The sequence below is a fragment of the Dietzia sp. B32 genome, from assembly GCF_024732245.1.
GTDB lineage: Bacteria > Actinomycetota > Actinomycetes > Mycobacteriales > Mycobacteriaceae > Dietzia.
On the sequence record NZ_CP093845.1, the window covers coordinates 1,636,150 to 1,653,587 of the forward strand.

Below are 17,438 nucleotides of genomic sequence, written 5' to 3' on the forward strand. Positions count from 1 at the left end.
CGCCTAGTCCGGCCCGCGCCGCCCCGGCCCTCGCCACCCCGGTCCGCGCCAGCGCAGCGCGGCGACCGTCGCCCCGATCACCACGAGCACCCCGATCCCCTGCAGCCCCGGGGAGTCGTCGGCCTCGCCGAGAACGACCGCCGTCGCCCCCAGCGCGATCGCGACCAGCACGGCGGTCAGCACCAGTGCGAAGTGCAGCGCGCGCCTCATTCCTCCACCCACTCCAGCAGGTCCCCGGGCTGGCACTCGAGGACGCGGCACATGGCCTCGAGAGTGCTGAACCGCACAGCCTTGGCCCGGCCGTTCTTCAGCACCGAGACGTTCGCCGGCGTCAGTCCCACCCGCTCCGCGAACTCGCCGACGCTCATCTTGCGCCTGGCCAGTTCCACGTCGATCCGCACGACGATCGGCATCAGACCACCGCGTCCATCTCGGAGCGCAGGGAGGTGGCCTGCCGCAGCAGGGCGCGCATGACCACCATGAGAAGCGCGGCGACCGTGATGACGACGACGACGAGGAAGAGCAGGAGCGGGAGACCGGGGTCATCAGCGTTGATGCCGACCAGCACCAGCACGACCACGAGCATCACCCAGGCCGCGACGATCGCCCCCAGGATCACATCGACCCAGACCAGGGACGCGTCCGTGAAGATGCGGTCGGCCTTGACCATCGAGAGCAACTTCCAGGTGGCCACGACCACGACCTGGATGCACACCACCCAGTAGATCGATACGGCCGTCAGCGGCCAGCGCAGATGCGCCGCCTCCGGCGTCGTCTCCGCCATGTGCGCGAACTGACCCGGCAGCGACATCACCTCGAACAGGACCAGGATCGCGAACAGCACCACCAGGAACACCCGCAGCGGAAGTACCGCTCGTCTTTCGATCTCCATGCAACGACTATGGGCCACTATCTATCGAAAATCAATAGGCGTCGCCCGGGCGAGGCGCTCAGGGCGAGGCGCTCAGGCCGGAGCGGCGTGTTCGCGGATCCAGGCGTGCATCGCGATCCCGGCGGCCACCCCCGCGTTGATCGACCGGGTCGAGCCGAACTGGGCGATGGAGACGGTCTTCGCGGCACGCAGGCGGGCGTCGTCGCTCACCCCGGGGCCCTCCTGACCGAAGAGCAGGACGCAGGCGCGCGGCAGGCGAGCGGTCTCCAGCGGCTCGGCGCCGGGAAGGTTGTCGACGGCGACGACCGGCAGCCCCTCGGACTCGGCCCAGTCCATGAGCGCGGCCACGTCCTCGTGGTGACGCAGATGCTGGTAGCGGTCGGTGACCATGGCTCCGCGCCGGTTCCAGCGTCGCCGCCCCACGATGTGCACCTCGGCCGCCAGGAAGGCGTTGGCGGTGCGCACCACGGTGCCGATGTTGGCGTCGTGCCCGAAGTTCTCGATCGCCACGTGGAACGGGTGCCGCCGGGTGTCGAGGTCGGCGACGATCGCTTCGCGGCGCCAGTACCGGTAGCGGTCGACCACGTTGCGGCGATCCCCCTGGTCGAGGAGGTCGGGATCCCACCGGTCGCCGACCGGACGCGGCTCGTCCGGGTGCTCGAGCTCCCACGGGCCGACGCCGACCGCGCCCTCGCCCCATTCGGTGGGGCCCGCCGCGGGCTCCGTGGAGTCCGCCGGGCCCTGCGGATCCACTTCCGTCACGAGGTCAGGCGCCGGTTGGACAGCTTGACCAGGCGACCCGGGGCGACCTGCGAGGCGAGATACATGGCGGTGGCCTGCGCCCCGACCGGTCGATGGACCTCGCGGCCCAGCGCGCTGCGGATCCGGCCCACCATCCCGGTGGGCCTCCGTCGCGTCTGCTCGGCCAGGTCGAGGACCTCGCCGGCGACGTCGCCCTCGGTGAGGCGCACGCCCATGGTGCGCATCCCGGCGGTGTCGACGCCCTCGAGCATCCCCGTGCCCACGTACAGTGGCCACACCGAGCACACCCTGATGCCGTGGGGCGCCCACTCCAGGTCCAGGGCCTCGGTGATACCGCGGACCGCGAACTTGGTGGCCGAGTACGTCGCCATCTCGGCCTGGCCGTAGATCGCCGACGCCGAACAGAGGTTCACCACGGTGGGGGTGGAGGCCTTCCGCAGGAACGGGAACGCGGCCCGACAGCCGTAGAGGACGCCCTTGACGTTGACGTCCACCAGCGCGGAGTCCTTCTCGAAGCTCGCGTCCATGAACGGCGTGCCGTAGAGCAGGCCGGCATTGTTGACCAGCACGTCCAACGCGCCGCCGCTGCGGGAGGTGAGCTCGGCCAGAGCTGCTTCCCACGCGCCCGGGTCTGTGACATCGAGGGCACCGGTGACGATGCGGTCGTCGCTCTCGGCCCATGCGCAGGGCTCGAGGTCGTACGCGCCGACCAGGTAGCCGGCGTCGGCGAACCGGCGGGCGGTCGCCTCGCCGATCCCGCGCCCGGCACCGGTGACGAGGACGGTGCGGGGGGTTCCGGAGGCGGTCACGGCCTGCTCCCGGCGTTCCGGGCGGCCGCGGCGGTGCCGGTGAGCAGCAGGAGCGCCGCCGTGGCGTAGGTGTCGATCACTCCGACGTCCAGCGACCGGGCGAGGGCGGTCCCGCCCTCGGCCCGGCGGCGGGCCAGGATGAGCGAATCGCTGAGCAGGAACACGGGCCCGGCGACCGCCAACACCGAGGCCGCCGGGCCGTGCGAACGGTCGACGGAGGTGGCGAGCGCGGACAGCGTGGCGAGCAGCCCGCCGTATGCCGCGAGCGGGGCATTGCGGCGGTTCTCCGTGAGGAGCACCGCACCGGCGACACCGGCGACCACGCCGTGCACGGCGGATTGCACCGGCTTGAACCGCAGCCCCGAACGCAGCATCAGTCCACCGAGTGCGAGGTGCCCCACCCCGAACGCCGCGGCCCCCGCAACGAGACGGGACGTCGACCGGCTCGCGTGGCCGCCGCCGAGCATGAGGATCGCGTCGCCCGCCGTGTACCCCGCCCCGGTGACCGACAGCAGGGCGGTGTCGACCGCGGAGAGCCGGCCGTCGCGTAGGGCGATCGTCAGCGCCGCCGGCACGATCACCGGCTTGCACAGCTTCTCCAGCGCGCCGACCCCGGTGGCCTTGGCGATCTCCGTCCCCGCGGTGGCCGCGAGGAACGCGGGCCCCTCCGGGCGGGAGGTGTCGGCGAGCGAGCCCACCCGCTCCGTCAGCGCCTGCACCAGGCGATCGCGGAATGCCCTCGTCGTCGTCGTATCCATGCTGGTCACTCCAGTCCCAGGTCGGTCAGGCCCAGCAGCGCGCGGTACTCCACGCCCTCGGCGCGGATCACCTCGTCGGCGCCGGTCGCGCGGTCCACCACGGTGGCCACGCCCACGACCTCGGCGCCCGCCTCGCGCAGGGCGGTGACGGCGGTGAGGGGCGAGTTCCCGGTGGTGGTGGTGTCCTCGACGACGAGGACCCGCCTGCCCACGATGTCAGGGCCCTCGATGCGACGCTGCATGCCGTGTTTCTTGGCCTCCTTGCGCACCACGAACGCGTTGATCGGCCGGCCGGGCGCGTGCATGATCGCGGTGGCCACCGGATCCGCGCCGAGCGTCAACCCACCGACTGCGTCGAAATCCCAGTCCTCGGTGAGCTCGCGCAGCAGCCGCCCGATCAACGGCGAGGCCTCGTGGTGCAGCGTGGCGCGGCGGAGGTCGACGTAGTAGTCGGCCTCCCGCCCCGACGAGAGGGTGACTCGACCGTGGACGATGGCCAATTCGGCGACCAGCTCGGCGAGCCTGCGGCGCGGATCGGGATCGATATCGGTGGCGGCGGGCATACAGCTCCCTCGGTGGTGGCAATGTCACGACGGTGGGACGGGAATCGATCCCGTCGACCACGACTCTAGACCGGCCCCCGGACAGCAGTGGACGGGTCGACCGCTCGGTGCGGTCGACCCGTCCACTCCCGGAGCGCGGGCGGGATTCAGCTGTGGGCGTCAGCCCTCGCCGCCGGTGCCCCCACCCGTGTCGTCGCCACCGGTGTCGTCACCGCCCGTGTCGTCACCGCCGGTGTCGTCACCGCCACCGACCGGAGGCGTGGGACCGGAACCGCTGCTGCCGAGCGATCCCAGGGAACCGCTGTCGAGGGTGCCGCTCTCCTCGGGCTCGACGACCGGCGGGGGCCAGCCCTCCTCGTACGCCGACCACGCGTAGAGCTGCGCGGTGCCCTGCGCGGCCGCCGAGTTGGCGCCCTGCGCACACACCGTGAAGAAGCCGACCTTGTCCGTCCCACGGGGGCTGGTGGCCGGCGGGCCGAGGGTGATGGTCCGGGTGGTGTTGGCACCGTTGTTCAGCGCGAACGCGGTGGTGGTACCGAACAGGCCCTTGACCTTGGCGTCGGTGTTACCGGCGGTGATCTGGCTCCGCAGCGTCACCGCCTGGCTGGCCATGTTGCCGAGACTGCCCTGCGGGAGGAGCTGGAAGAGCGGCCACAGCGGCACCCGCATGGTGCCGGAGGAACCGGCCACCTGCATCGTGATCGCCACCTCCTCGGCCTTGGAGTTCTGGAACTTCGAGTAGTACTCGATCGACTGCTCCACGACCGTGGCCGTCGAGATGGACCCTCCGGGGCGGTTGGCCGCGTCCTGGCTCGGCGCCTCGCAGTAGACCTGGAAGCCCGTGTTGTTGGTCATGGTGACCTGGGCGGTTCCCGCCGCTCGATCGACGGAGACGACGTCGACGGCCATCCCGGGATGGTTGACGACGATGGTCCGTCCGTCGCCGTTGTCCCCGGGGACCACGGTGACGACGTCCTGCGCGGATGCGGCGCCGGCGCCGGCGGCCGCGATCGCCGCGCCGACCGAGACCACCGCGAGGCCCTTCGTGAATTTCGAGGTAGACATGGTGCTCCTTGACTAGTGGGCGGCGGGCTCAGGATCCGAGAGAACCGGAGCTGAGGCTGCCGGTGTTCTCGGGCTCGGGAGCGGGGTTCGGGTCCTCGATGTCCTCGAGACCGGTGTAGAGGAACCAATCGCCGGTGACGTTGTTCTTGCACATGAACAGTGCCGCGGCCTTCCACTGGCCGCGATCACCCGTCGCCGGGACCCCGAGGGTGGCGGTGTAGTTCACGGTGGCGCCCGCGGCGACGTCGAACTGGAGGTTGCCGCCGACCCGGGGGTCCCCGGTCCGACCGGCCACCCGCGCCTCGTTGTGCGCCTGGCGGGTATCGGCCTCGGACGAACCGACGGAGCTCCCCGCAGGGAAGACGTCGTACAACGAGCCCATGGACACCAGATCACCGTTGGCGTTGGTGTCGGACGGCCCGGTGAAGACCTGGGTGCGGTAGTACTCCCGCACTTCACGCGCCGCGGCGGCCGTGGTGACCTGGCCGTAACCGACCGGCGTGGTCTTGTCGCCCTTGGCGAAGGCCGGCACCTCGCACCGGAACGCCTGACCGGTGGTGTTGGCGATCGTTCCCGTGACCACCGTCGGGGTGTCCCCCTTGGGATCGACCGAGACGATGAGAGAGGTGTCGTCCACCTTGACGACGTAGCCCGCGAATCCGCCTCCGGGCACCTGTGCCATGGCCGGCGCGGCACCGGCGGTCAGTGCGAGAGCCGCGGCGGCGACCGTCGCCCTACGCGTCGCACTACGGATAGATAGTGTCATTCTGATTCTCCTGTCAGTCCGACACCCGGGCGGGGTCGGTGTGCTCTGCCGTGTCTGTCCGCGGATCCCATCCGCATGCCGGGTGCCTAACTGCCGAGACCCACACTGGCGAGGGATCCCTGGGCGGTGTTGCCGCCGTACTGGGGCTTGATCTCGCCCTCATAGGCGTGGAACGCGTACCGCTGACCACCGAGCTGGCACGTCAGGAACACGCCCGTCTGGAAGTCGGCGCGGGTGCCCTCACTGGGGTGGTCCAGCCGCACGGTCCGGACGACGGCCTGGCTCGCGGGCAGCGACAACGCGGAGGGGATCACCCCGTACTGCCCGGCCAGCCGGGCATCGGTCAGAGCGGCACCGCTGGCGTCCAGGGCCGCCCACTCCGGGTTCATGAACTCGCCCGCGCTGCCGATCTGGTCCGTGACCGACCCGAGGGGGATCGTCTGGTTGCCGATCTGTGGGATCTGAAGGGTGAGATCGGCGAGGGTCGTGTTCGGGAACTGCGTGTAGAAGTCCACGGATCGCGCCACGACCTCGGCCGTCGTCACCGTGGCGGCGGGTCCGCCACCGACTCCGGTGCAGCTCACCGAGGCGGCGGTGTTGTTCTGGATCGTCACCTGCACCGTGCCGTCAGCCTCGTTGAGACCGTCGACCTCGATCAGGATTCGCGGGTCGTCCACCGGGAACACCTCGGTTTGCGGATTGTTCCCCGGGATCTGCGCCTGCGCAGCCGGCGCGATGGCAGCGCCGATGGCCGCCGCCACTCCGAGTGCCGCCACACGAGCGACGGGATGCCACGTTCGTGCCATCTTGGAATCTCCTTTGCGTTTGCAATAATTCCGATAAGTACAGCGCCGATCCAGATCTATCCGGACCCCGGACACCGCCTCACCAGCAGACCGCCTCAGTGTGACATGTCGCACAAAGCTGTTACGCACTCGACGTATAACGAAATTATTACAAGACATCACTTTCGCCCCTTCCGTTACAAATGACACTTCCCCCACATTTCAGAAGCTGACGAAACATGTACCACCCGCCAACTGGTGCAATTTGTGTTTCTTTACTCCGTCAGCGGGGCGTCTCGAAAAATCCGGCCCGTTCAACTCGTTGCTCTATAAGACTGGATTCACCGCGTGTTTCATGTCACACTCTGTGCGTCTTTGTGTCACCGCACTCCCGACGGAGACACGACACCGCCCCCGGGCCCGCTTTCATGTCGAGGATCCAACGGCCCCTCGGCCGGCCCCCCTCAGAAAAGAGGATATTTATGTTCAGGAGACGCGCTCTAGCACTCGCGGCCTGCGCCGCCCTGCCGCTCGGTGCGGCCGTCGGGCTCGCGCCGGCCGCCGGAGCCCAGGCAGGTGCCGAGATCATCAATCAGACCGTGGATGTCACCTACAGCTGCATCGCTGCCAACACCAGCAACATCGGCGGTAACGCACCGTTCACCAACTCCGTGTCCGTCAGCTACCCGGAGACCGTCGCCCCCGGCGAGGTCTTCGAGGTGACGCTCCAGCCCGGGTCCATGCAGCCGGTCCAGGCTCGGACCGGCCGCGTCACCTACGACATCCAGCTGCCGACGAACGCCTACGTCGTCAGCTCGGCACTGGCCGGTGGAGAGTCCGGATTCAACAGCGGCACCCCCGCGATCGCCAAGATCAACGCCACATCCAAGGCGACCGACGCCGCCGGGACCGCGCTGCGGATCTGGGGCGGCGCCTCGGCCCGTTACGGCTCGAGCACCGGCACCTCCACCAACGCAGGTCTCCAGAAGACCAGCAACGCCGCCTTCAGGCTCCCCGCGGTGAAGATCACCATGCGCGCGCCCCTGACCCCGGGCGAGGACATCGTGGTGGGTCTGCCCGGCGCCGGAGCGGCGTCGGCCAACAACGGGGCCAACACCCAGTTCGCCTACACCCGCGGTACCAACAACACCGGAACCTATGTCGACTGCGCGGTGAGCCAGAACGCCGCCAGCCTGATCACCGTCCCTGTCACCGATTCCGCGCCGGTCACGATCGACTCCACGACCAACGTGGTGGGCGGCGATCAGACCGCGGACTCCTCCATCCCCGTCAACCTGACCGCCCAGGTCACGGCGCAGAACGTCAGCCCCTCCGACATCTCGCAGGGAACGGTCACCTTCCGTGACCAGGAGACCAACCTCGTCGTGGGAACGGCCAACCCGAACGCATCGGGCATGGCCACCGTCACCCACCAGTTCCCGCGGATCCCGGACGGTGATCCGGACCAGGTCCGGACCGTCATCGCCGAGTACTCCGGCGTGGCCGGCAACGTAAACCCGAGCTCGGACACGATCCAGCTCACCCTGACCGAGAAGCCCACGGTGTTCTACAACACGACCTTCACCGTCGCCGCGCGCGTGGGAACGCTCACCGACACCACACAACCGGTCTCCGTCACGGCCACCTTCGCCCGGCCCGCGACCAACTTCCCCGCGACCACGCAGGTGCAGTTGTACCGTGACGGCGAGGCGGTCGGCGCTCCCGTCACCATGCCGGCGTCCGGGACGACCGTGACCCTGACGGACGAGGTCTCGCGCAGCGAGCTCGCCACCGTCCACTACTACACCGTGGAGCTGGTGACGATCTGGGAGGACTACAAGGAGTGGAAGGGTTCCACCGCCACCCCCTCGCCTGTCGTCGTGAGGGGCCTGAACGGCGAGACCATCACCCCACCGCCCGCTCCCGGCTCGCTGGACCTGAGCGGGATCACCAACCCGATCACCGGCAGCCTGAGCGACCTCGTGGGGCATGACGTGGCCCCGCTGTCGAGCCCCACGGTCACCGGCATGCTCAGCTCGGCGTCCTGATCTCGTCCCCACCGGGAGCCTGACGCACGAAACCGGAAGGCCCGTCCACGCATGAGCGTGGGCGGGCCTTCTGCCGTTCAGAGATCAGTCCCGGATGTCGGGCGGGAGCCGGAGCCGCGCGGTCTGCTCGACGTCCGGATCGACGCCGGGGCGCTCCCGGCCGGCGTCTGTGCCCTCGGCCCCCGCGTCGTCGGACCGGGCGTCGTCGGACCGGGCGTCAGCCTGGTCATCGGTCTGCTCCCCGGCCTCCGCATCCGGCTCCGCGCGGCGACGATGACGCCGACCACTCGACGGCGTCGCCCCCACCTTGGCCGCGAGGTCCGCGACGGTGAGCCGGCCCGTCTCCCCTCCGGCTCCCTGTTCGGCGGACTCGGAATCGTGTCGACCGCCCGACGCGTGGTCGAGGTCGGAGCCACCGTCGATGCGAGCGGCGTCGAACCGCTCGACCTCGTCGCGGATCTCGTCCTCGTCGTCCTCCGACCCGAGTGGCTTGATGCCGGCGGCGCCGGTCGTCGCACCGGCGGCGAGCGGCGGGACCGACGCGTCCTCGGGATAGGCCTGCCCGATACCGCGGGTCGGGCGCGACAGCGGGGGTCTCGGTGCCAGGTGATCGGCGGCGACGTCCCCGCGGGCCGGGACCGGGCCCGACGGCTCCATGATCTCGGCGAACGGGTCGGATTCCTCGATGGTCTCGTCGCCCACTGTGACGTGCGCGGTGAGGTCCTCCACGCCGTCCGCGGTGTCGTCCGCTGTGTCGTCGGAGGTGTCCCCCCGGTCGGCCACGACGGGCACGTCGGTCAGGTCGCGTACGCCTCTGCGGTCGGGGACCAGGCGTAGGTGGCCGGCCCGCCGGGGCTCGGGTGCCGGCGCGGAGGCCTCCGCGGCGGAGGAGTCGCCGGCGACATCCTCCGGTTGTCCGTCGGTGTCGGTGTCGGTGGTATCGCCGGCCACCGGGTCGGTGCCCTCGTCGTCGACGACGGCGAAGTCCTCCGGGTCGGGCAGCGCGGCGGTCGCCGGGGCGCCGTTCGTGCCGGTGCCGATCTCGCCGTCCATCCCGACGGTGGGGTCGGCCTCGGGTCCCGCCGCGGCACCGGGCGACCCGGGATCGATCTCCGAGGGCAGCGCGCGGGCCCGCCCACCGATAGGCGGAAACGGGGCCAACACATCGGCCGCCCCGTGTAGCGCCACCACCACGTCATCCCAGGTGGAGGGATCGTCGACGCCGTCGATCGTCGCCGCGACCCACTCGCCCTCGGCCCAGACGCGCCGCACCCCGGCAGGGACCCCGCGGACGGAGTCGGCCAGTCGGTCGCGGTCGATGAGGTCCAGACGTCCGTAGTCCGAGGTCCGGGCCTCCAGTGCGCCGACCTCGCCGGCGTCGTGGAATCCGGGTTCGGCGTCGACGTCCGGGCGGCTCAGGTCGAGGACCACGTCGGAGGCCGTGTCGCGGCGCAGCGCGAGGACGGTACGCCCCCCGGTGACGCCCATGATCGCCCGGCGGCCCCGGAACACGCCGTGGGACACCGTGCCCAGGGCGCTGAGCCCACCGGCGAAGTCGCCGTGCATGAACTCCGGCGCCGGCGTGGGGGTGGGCGCGAACTCGCGGTCCTCCAGCCAGCGCACGACCGGCGAATCGGCCAGCGGGTCGGTGGGGCGCTCCGCGACCGGCTCCGGGGCGGTGCCCCGCGTCCGTCGCGCGGGCAGCAGCGCGCGGACCCGGTCCAGCAGCCGCGGAGACGACTCCGCCGTGGGCTCGGCCGGATCGAGCGGCGCGGGAGCGGCCGGACCGGTCAGCGCGTTAGGCCCGGCATCGGCGTCGGCGTGCACGTCCGCTACGGCGTCCGCGCCGGAGTCGGTGTCGACGTCGGCGTCGGCGTCGGCGTCGGCGTCGGGACCTTCAGGAGCGACGACGGCCGCGGCGGGCTCCGGCAGGTCGTCCACCGCCGGCTCCGCGCCGCCGTCGGTCACCCCGCCCCCTGCCACCCCGCCCGCTGCCATCTCGCCCTCGATGCCGGGCGCCTCGGACCGCTGGAACGGCGCGAGACGGGGCTCCCCCGACCGATCGGCGGACCCGGCGTCCTGCTCGACCTCGCCCGCCGGCGCGCCGACGAGCGGGTCCTCGTCGTCGTCCCGGTTGTCGTCGTATGCGTCGGCGTCATCGCCCGGCGCCTCCCCCACCGGCGACGAGGCGACAGCCCGCCGCTTCTCGCGACGAGGGATGCCCGGCGCGCCGCCGCGTTGCTTGGCGTCCAGGCGCAACAGGACGAGCGCCGCGGCGAGCAGCACGAGGGCCACGAGGAACCAGATCCAGACCATGCCCTCAAGGGTAGTCAGCGGCGGCGGTCTGCCCGGCCAGGCGCAGCGGCGCGTGGGGGCGCGACCGGCGTGAGGACGGGCGTGGGGTGGAGCGGAGGGCGACTAGCGGGGCTGATCACCGATCGCGACGGGCCGCATCCGGTCCGCCGACCACTGCGACCACGAACCCGGGAACAACCGGCCCGTCTCGAGCCCCGCGACCTCCATGGCCGCCAACGCGTGGCAGGCGTGGATGCCCGAACCGCAGTACACGACCGCGTCCGACCCACTGGCGACGCCCACGTCGGCGAACATCTTCCGGATCTCCTCGGCCGGCAGGAAGTGGCCGCGCTCGTCGAGGAAGTTCCCCGTCGGCATGTTGACCGCACCCGGGATGTGCCCGGCCCGTGAGTCCATCGGCTCGGTGCGACCCGCGTAACGCTCCGGGGTGCGGGCGTCGATGAGCACTCCCCGCTCGGGCCACGCGCCGGCGTCCTCGATGCCGACGGTGAGCATGTGGTCCAGGTCGAAGGTGACGTTGCCGCGAGAGACCGGGTTCCCGGGCCCCACCGCCAGGTCCTCGCCCTCCGCGATCCACGCCTTGAGCCCGCCGTCGAGCAGGTAGACGTCCTTCTTGCCGGCCCAGCGCATGAGCCACCAGGCGCGCGCCGCGGAGGTGTTGCCGCAGTCGTCGTAGATCACCACGCGACTGTCCTCGTCGATCCCGACCCGGCGCATCGCGTCCTCGAAGTCCTCCGGCGACGGGAGCGGGTGACGGCCCTCGCGGACGTTGCGCTGCCCCGCGAGGTCACCGGGCAGGTCCAGGTACTGCGCACCGGGGATGTGACCGGACCAGTAGTGCTCGCGGCCGCGGGTGTCGCCCAACTGCCAGCGCACGTCGAGGATGACGGGGGTCGGCAGCGTGGCGACGTCCTCGATCAGCTCGCGGGCCGTGACGAGAAGGGGACTGACCTGGGTGGTGGGGGCGGGGGCGGGTTCTCTGGTCACGTGGCCAGGATAGTCCTTGTGACGACGAGGTGACCCCTCCCCGCAGCGCCGCGGAGGACAGGCGTCGCGGGGACGCCGGGGAAGGCCGGGAATCCACCCTCGGGACCGGAAATGACGGGTGCCCCGCGGGGAAGGCCGCGGGGCACCCGGTCAGGAATCGTAGGTCAGATCGGCGAGGCGACCGGCTGGCCGCTGGCCGCGTAGATCGCCTCGAACACGGTCGAGAGCAGGCCGACAACGCTGCCGGAGCCGCCGCCGAGGATGCCTCCGAGCGAACCGCCCGCGGCTTCGACGCTGCCCTGTACGACGCCGAAGATGTTGTCAATCGAACCGAAAAGCATTGTGCACTCCTTCGATGAATGGAACTCAGGTGAACGACAGATCTGGTTGAGACGTGTGAAGTCAGGCGCCGCCGCCGACGCCGATCATCGCACCGAGCGAACCGAAGAGTGCACCGACGAGCCCGTCGATGCCGCCGATGACCGTCAACAGGTCAAGCAAGAAATCGTCGCCCGCAGCTTCCGCGGACCCTGCAAAGGAACCCATCGTCAATCTCCTCACCCTCGTGACGCGACCAACCGGACGGTGGCCGCAGACCGAACCGGTCTGGTGAAGGAATCTATATCAATGTGGCGTTGGTCACAATACTTATACACAAGCCCGCTGTTCCCCGCCCTTCGACGGGGCGGGGAACAGCGATGATGGGAGGGACCGGATCGAGTCCGGCGTCAGCGGAGAATGAGCGACTCGCCGTCCTCCGCCAGCGAGACCGTGACGGTGTCGCCGTCGCGGATGTCGCCACCGAGCAGGGCGCGGGCGAGCTTGTCGCCGATCGCCTGCTGCACCAGCCTGCGCAGCGGGCGGGCGCCGTAGGCGGGGTCGTAACCCCGGCGGGCGAGCCAACCCTTGGCCGCGTCGTCGACCTCCAGGACCAGTCGCCGGCCCTTGAGGCGCCGCGCGAGCTCGTCGATCTGGATGTCGACGATGTGCTCGAGCTGCTCCTCGCTGAGCGGGTCGAACATCACCACGTCGTCGAGTCGGTTGATGAACTCCGGCTTGAACGCACGCTTGACCGCGTCCATCATCTGCTCCCGCGTGCCGCCCGCGCCCAGGTTGGACGTGAGGACCAGGATGGTGTTGCGGAAGTCGACCGTGCGGCCCTGACCGTCCGTGAGGCGACCGTCGTCGAGCACCTGCAGCAGGATGTCGAAGACGTCGGGGTGCGCCTTCTCGACCTCGTCGAGCAGGACGATCGTGTACGGCCTGCGCCGGACCGCCTCGGTGAGCTGGCCGCCGGACTCGTAGCCGACGTAGCCCGGAGGGGCACCCACGAGCCGCGAGACGCTGTGCTTCTCGGAGTACTCGCTCATGTCGATGCGGACCATCGCCCGCTCGTCGTCGAACAAGAACTCGGCGAGCGCCTTGGCCAGCTCGGTCTTGCCCACGCCGGTCGGACCGAGGAAGAGGAACGAGCCGGTGGGGCGGTTGGGGTCGGCGACCCCGGCACGGGCCCGGCGCACGGCGTCGGACACGGCCCGAACCGCCTCACCCTGGCCGACGACCCGGCGGCCGATCTCGTCCTCCATGCGCAGCAGCTTCTCGGTCTCGCCCTCGAGCATCTTGCCCACGGGGATCCCGGTCCAGGCGGAGACGACCTCGGCGACGTCCTCCGGGCCGACCTCCTCCTTGAGCATCGCGCCGGCCGCGGCCTCCGACTCCTCTGCGTCGGCGAGTTGCTTCTCCAGCTCCGGAAGCCGGCCGTAGCGGATCTCGGCCACCCGGGCATAGTCGCCGTCGCGCTCTGCCTTCTCGGATTCGGTGCGCAACGCGTCGAGTTCCTCCTTGATCAGCTGCACACCCTGGATCGCGGTCTTCTCGTTCTGCCAGCGGGCCGTGAGCTCGGAGAGCTTCTCCTTGGCGTCCGCGAGCTCGGCCTGCAGAGCCACGAGACGATCCCGGGACGCCGCGTCGGTCTCCTTCTGCAACGCCACCTCCTCGATCTCGAGTCGGCGGACGATCCGCTCGGCGGCGTCGATCTCCTCGGGCCGCGAGTCGATCTCCATCTTCAGACGACTGGCGGCCTCGTCGACCAGGTCGATCGCCTTGTCGGGCAGGAACCGCTGGGTGATGTAGCGGTCCGAGAGCGCGGCGGCGGAGACCAGCGCGGAGTCGGTGATGCGCACACCGTGGTGCACCTCGTACCGCTCCTTGAGACCACGCAGGATCCCCACGGTGTCCTCGACGCTCGGCTCGCCCACGTACACCTGCTGGAAGCGGCGCTCCAGAGCAGCGTCCTTCTCGATGTACTTGCGGTACTCGTCGAGTGTCGTGGCGCCGACCAGCCGCAGCTCACCGCGGGCGAGCATCGGCTTGATCATGTTGCCGGCGTCCATCGAGCCCTCGCCGGTCGCGCCGGCGCCGACGATCGTGTGGATCTCGTCGATGAAGGTGATGATCTGCCCCTCGGCGGCGGTGATCTCGTCGAGCACCGCCTTGAGGCGCTCCTCGAACTCACCGCGGTATTTGGCGCCGGCGACCATCGACCCCAGGTCGAGCGAGAGCAGGGTCTTGCCCTTGAGGGACTCGGGGACGTCACCGGCGACGATGCGGCGGGCAAGTCCCTCGACGATGGCGGTCTTGCCGACGCCGGGTTCGCCGATGAGCACCGGGTTGTTCTTGGTGCGGCGGCTCAGGACCTGGACCACGCGCCGGATCTCCGAATCGCGCCCGATCACCGGGTCGATCTTGCCCTCACGGGCGCGGGCGGTGAGGTCAGTGGCGTACTTCTCCAGCGCCTGGTACTGGTCCTCCGGGTTCTCGGAGGTCACGCGCGTGTTCCCGCGGACGGCCGTGAACGCCTCCTTGAGGGCGGACTCCGTGGCCCCGATTTCGGTGAGGAGCTTGGCCGCGTCGCCACCGGTGTGACCGGCGGCGATGCCCACGAGGACGTGCTCGGTGGAGACGTAGTCGTCGCCCATCTCCGCCGCGAGGGTCTGGGAGTAGTTGATGACGGCGAGGGCGTCACGGTTGAAGTTGGGGGCGGCGAGACCGGAGCCGGACGCCTTGGGGTATCCGCCGACGAGGCCCTTCGCCTGGGTCATGGCGAGCTGCGGGTCCACCCCGCAGGCCTGGAGGAGGGGCCCCGCGATCCCGTCCCGCTGTTCGAGCAGGGCGACCAGCAGGTGCCCCGGACGCACATCCGGATTGCCCGCGGCGGAGGCGGCTTGGACAGCGGCCGACAGAGCCGCCTGGGTCTTGGTCGTGGGGTTGAACTGGCTCATCGACCGGTCCTTTCTTCGACGTATGGTTGAGCGTACGTGAATCAACACCGGCTCGGATCCGGCCGGACACTCTCTTCAACCACAGTTGCCTTGAGTCTATTCCACTCAAGTCGTGCGATGTGATGTGAACGCCGTCCGCAATGAGTACACTCTTAGATTCCAACGGGCGCCCTCACCCGTTCCACCCTCGAGCCGCAGGCAGATCCCGTGAACCACGTCCCCATGCCCTCCACTGTCCCGACGACGATCGCACCCGGCCGGTTCCGTACCCCCGGCAGACCGCGGGCCGCCGCCGCACTCGCCGCCCTCGTCGTCGTCACCACCGCCTGCTCCCCCGGCGACGATCCGCAGATCGCCGCGCAGGCGGCGGACGCGGTGACCGTCACCGCCACCACGACGAGCACCGTGACGAGGGAGGTCACCGTCACCGCTGGCCCCACCGGGTCCACCGCTACCGCCGCCGCGACGGACACCGTCGTCCCCGCCGCCACCACCGCGGCTCCCGCGGCCGTACCCCGAGCCGGAACAGGAGTCAGCGCCGGTCAGCGCAATGCGGCGAGGTCGGCCGAGCAGTACCTGTCGATCTACGGGTTCTCGCGTTCCGGTCTGATCGGGCAGCTCGGGTACGAGGGTTATTCCGCCGCGGACGCCGCCGCCGCGGTGGACTCTCTGACGGTGGACTGGAACGTCCAGGCCGCCCGATCGGCCGAGCAGTACCTGTCGATCTCGGGATTCTCGCGCTCAGGCCTCATCGAACAGCTCCAGTACGAGGGCTACTCCGCGGACCAGGCCGCCCACGGGGCGACCGCGGCCGGGCTGTAGCGAGGTGGATTACTACAGTCCCGTCGCACGGGCCACACGAGGCGTCATCTACTTCCTGGCGGTCACCGTTCCGGTGGCGATTGCCCTAGCGGTAATCGGAACGACCCCGTCCCTTCTGGACAAGGTGCCGGAACAGCACCGCGACACGATCGCCGCGATCGGCGACGGCGCGGTCCGGCTCTCCGGCGGCGACGGCGGGATCTTCCGCGCCGGCGACGCGCACGCCGTGGACACCACCATCCCGGGCGCGCCGGTGCCACTGCAGGGGGAATGGTCACCTCGACGCCCGGAGGACTACCGGCCACCTGCCGGGCTCATCGACGGGGTCGACTACTCCATCGAGACCGGCGACGACGGATTCATCGCACACTGGCCGTGCGGACACGAGATCCCGGTTCGGTCCTACCAGGCGCCCCCGGGCAGCGCCGCGGACCTGGCCTGGGCCGTCGAGACGCTCGCTTTCGCCAGTGGGCTGCCCCTGCGATTCGTCGGGCCGGGTTCGGGGGCCGACAAAGAGGGCCAGGGGGCCATCTCCGTCACGTACGGGGACCATCCGGACTTCCACGGGACGGACGTGGCCGGCATCGGGGGTGTCACGGTCTGGCCACGCGGGTTGGTACTCCAGGGATTCGTCACCCTTCGGCCCGAACACGTCGCCCCCGTCCCCGGCGACGCCTGGACCCGGAGCCTCACTCTGCACGAACTCATGCACGCACTGGGGGTCACCCATGCGGTGCCGTACGGGCCCGAGGTCATGGCCGAGCGGCCGGGTCACCAGCCGCAGGTTCTCCTCGGCTATGGCGACCACTTCGCGCTACACGTAGTCGGTTGCCCGGGTGCACCCACCAGCTGAGGTGCCCGTCGCCGACCACGTGGAACGTCAGAGTGTCTCGACGACCTCGTCGATGTCGAGTCGGGGCAACCGGTCGAACCAGGCGTCCTCGGCGGGCTTGCCGATGTTGACCGCCACGAGGACCTGGTGGCGACCGTCCGGGAAGAACTCCCGGGACACGGCCTCCGCGTCGAATCCCGCCATCGGGCCGGCGGCGAGTCCGGCGGCACGGATGCCGATGATGGCGTAGCCGATCTGCAGTCCGGCGTTGAGTCGAGCGGCGTCCGCGCGGGTCGCCTCGTCGCCGACGAAGAGGTCGCGCGCGCCGGGGAAATGCGGGAAGAGTGTGGGCAGCTCGTCGTGGAAGTCGATGTCGGCGGCGAGCAGCGCGACAACCGGGGCATTGGAGGTCTTGGCCCTGTTCCCCGCCGCCAGGTGCGGAAGCAACCGGGCCTTGGCCTCGTCGGACCGGATGACCACCACCCGGAGGGGCTGGGTGTTCATCGCAGTCGGAGCCCACTTGACCAGGTCGAAGATCGCGGCGATCTGCTCATCTGTGACGGGCTCGTCGGTGAACGCGTTGGCGGAACGGGCCTCGCGGAACAGCAGGTCCTGAGCCTGCTCGTCCAGAACGAGGGGATGCCGGGTATCGATAGATGTAGCCATATCCACAATCAACGGTGGAACGACTTCGCCCATGCCCGACACCCGCGTGAGATCGGGCACACCCCCGTTGTACGAAGTCATCACCC

General features: G+C 70.2%; 19 protein-coding genes. 3 read left to right on the forward strand and 16 right to left on the reverse strand.

Features of this window, described 5'->3' with window-relative positions:
• Window positions 1-3: 3 nt before the first annotated feature.
• The 10 genes from L8M95_RS07840 to L8M95_RS07885 all read right to left on the reverse strand — a co-directional run bounded on the left by L8M95_RS07840 (window position 4) and on the right by L8M95_RS07885 (window position 6,421).
• Window positions 4-210, reverse strand: coding sequence for a hypothetical protein (locus L8M95_RS07840; RefSeq protein ID WP_260488917.1), 207 nt, complete (start codon window positions 208-210; stop codon window positions 4-6).
• Entirely contained in the window at window positions 207-413 is a 207-nt protein-coding gene (locus L8M95_RS07845; protein WP_260488918.1) for a helix-turn-helix transcriptional regulator, read from the reverse strand. Before L8M95_RS07845 ends, L8M95_RS07840 begins: the two co-directional genes overlap by 4 nt.
• Window positions 413-892: a DUF2975 domain-containing protein gene (locus L8M95_RS07850; RefSeq protein WP_260488919.1), complete on the reverse strand. Its 480-nt coding sequence runs from the start codon at window positions 890-892 to the stop codon at window positions 413-415. The genes L8M95_RS07845 and L8M95_RS07850 overlap by 1 nt, the downstream gene beginning before the upstream one ends.
• Before the next feature lie 72 nt (window positions 893-964).
• A complete protein-coding gene (locus L8M95_RS07855; RefSeq protein WP_260488920.1) occupies window positions 965-1,654 on the reverse strand; it encodes an RNA methyltransferase in 690 nt (229 codons plus the stop codon).
• Window positions 1,651-2,463 carry an SDR family oxidoreductase gene (locus L8M95_RS07860; protein ID WP_260488921.1) on the reverse strand — a complete coding sequence of 271 codons (813 nt, stop codon included), beginning with the start codon at window positions 2,461-2,463 and terminating at the stop codon, window positions 1,651-1,653. Before L8M95_RS07860 ends, L8M95_RS07855 begins: the two co-directional genes overlap by 4 nt.
• Window positions 2,460-3,221: a lysoplasmalogenase gene (locus tag L8M95_RS07865; protein ID WP_260488922.1), complete on the reverse strand. Its 762-nt coding sequence runs from the start codon at window positions 3,219-3,221 to the stop codon at window positions 2,460-2,462. The genes L8M95_RS07860 and L8M95_RS07865 overlap by 4 nt, the downstream gene beginning before the upstream one ends.
• A gap of 5 nt (window positions 3,222-3,226) precedes the next feature.
• A complete protein-coding gene (gene pyrE / locus L8M95_RS07870; RefSeq protein WP_260488923.1) occupies window positions 3,227-3,784 on the reverse strand; it encodes an orotate phosphoribosyltransferase in 558 nt (185 codons plus the stop codon).
• Window positions 3,785-3,943: 159 nt separating this feature from the next.
• Entirely contained in the window at window positions 3,944-4,849 is a 906-nt protein-coding gene (locus tag L8M95_RS07875; RefSeq protein ID WP_260488924.1) for a hypothetical protein, read from the reverse strand.
• A gap of 28 nt (window positions 4,850-4,877) precedes the next feature.
• A complete protein-coding gene (locus tag L8M95_RS07880) occupies window positions 4,878-5,615 on the reverse strand; it encodes a hypothetical protein (protein ID WP_260488925.1) in 738 nt (245 codons plus the stop codon).
• An 86-nt stretch (window positions 5,616-5,701) separates the two neighbouring features.
• On the reverse strand, window positions 5,702-6,421 hold the full coding sequence (locus L8M95_RS07885) for a hypothetical protein (RefSeq protein ID WP_260488926.1): 720 nt from the start codon (window positions 6,419-6,421) through the stop codon (window positions 5,702-5,704).
• 461 nt (window positions 6,422-6,882) lie between these two features.
• Between L8M95_RS07885 and L8M95_RS07890 the strand changes: the two genes are divergently transcribed.
• Window positions 6,883-8,448, forward strand: a complete 1,566-nt coding sequence (locus tag L8M95_RS07890) for a hypothetical protein (RefSeq protein WP_260488927.1) — start codon at window positions 6,883-6,885, stop codon at window positions 8,446-8,448.
• An 84-nt stretch (window positions 8,449-8,532) separates the two neighbouring features.
• On the opposite strand, the gene L8M95_RS07895 is transcribed toward L8M95_RS07890, so the two are convergent.
• The 5 genes from L8M95_RS07895 to clpB form a co-directional block, all read right to left on the reverse strand.
• Window positions 8,533-10,764, reverse strand: a complete 2,232-nt coding sequence (locus tag L8M95_RS07895) for a hypothetical protein (RefSeq protein WP_260488928.1) — start codon at window positions 10,762-10,764, stop codon at window positions 8,533-8,535.
• Window positions 10,765-10,866: 102 nt separating this feature from the next.
• Window positions 10,867-11,751, reverse strand: a complete 885-nt coding sequence (locus L8M95_RS07900) for a sulfurtransferase (RefSeq protein ID WP_260488929.1) — start codon at window positions 11,749-11,751, stop codon at window positions 10,867-10,869.
• A 164-nt stretch (window positions 11,752-11,915) separates the two neighbouring features.
• Window positions 11,916-12,092 carry a hypothetical protein gene (locus L8M95_RS07905; RefSeq protein WP_260488930.1) on the reverse strand — a complete coding sequence of 59 codons (177 nt, stop codon included), beginning with the start codon at window positions 12,090-12,092 and terminating at the stop codon, window positions 11,916-11,918.
• A gap of 61 nt (window positions 12,093-12,153) precedes the next feature.
• A complete protein-coding gene (locus L8M95_RS07910) occupies window positions 12,154-12,297 on the reverse strand; it encodes a hypothetical protein (RefSeq protein ID WP_260488931.1) in 144 nt (47 codons plus the stop codon).
• A 182-nt stretch (window positions 12,298-12,479) separates the two neighbouring features.
• Complete coding sequence (gene clpB / locus L8M95_RS07915; protein ID WP_260488932.1) at window positions 12,480-15,032, reverse strand: ATP-dependent chaperone ClpB; 2,553 nt, start codon at window positions 15,030-15,032, stop codon at window positions 12,480-12,482.
• 222 nt (window positions 15,033-15,254) lie between these two features.
• Here clpB and L8M95_RS07920 point away from each other — a divergent pair, with 222 nt between their 5' ends.
• Entirely contained in the window at window positions 15,255-15,854 is a 600-nt protein-coding gene (locus L8M95_RS07920) for an Ltp family lipoprotein (protein WP_260488933.1), read from the forward strand.
• Window positions 15,855-15,978: 124 nt separating this feature from the next.
• Window positions 15,979-16,707 carry a hypothetical protein gene (locus L8M95_RS07925; RefSeq protein ID WP_260488934.1) on the forward strand — a complete coding sequence of 243 codons (729 nt, stop codon included), beginning with the start codon at window positions 15,979-15,981 and terminating at the stop codon, window positions 16,705-16,707.
• A gap of 27 nt (window positions 16,708-16,734) precedes the next feature.
• Here L8M95_RS07925 and L8M95_RS07930 read toward each other — a convergent pair whose 3' ends face one another.
• Window positions 16,735-17,352, reverse strand: a complete 618-nt coding sequence (locus tag L8M95_RS07930; RefSeq protein WP_260488935.1) for a malonic semialdehyde reductase — start codon at window positions 17,350-17,352, stop codon at window positions 16,735-16,737.
• Between the last annotated feature and the right edge of the window lie 86 nt (window positions 17,353-17,438).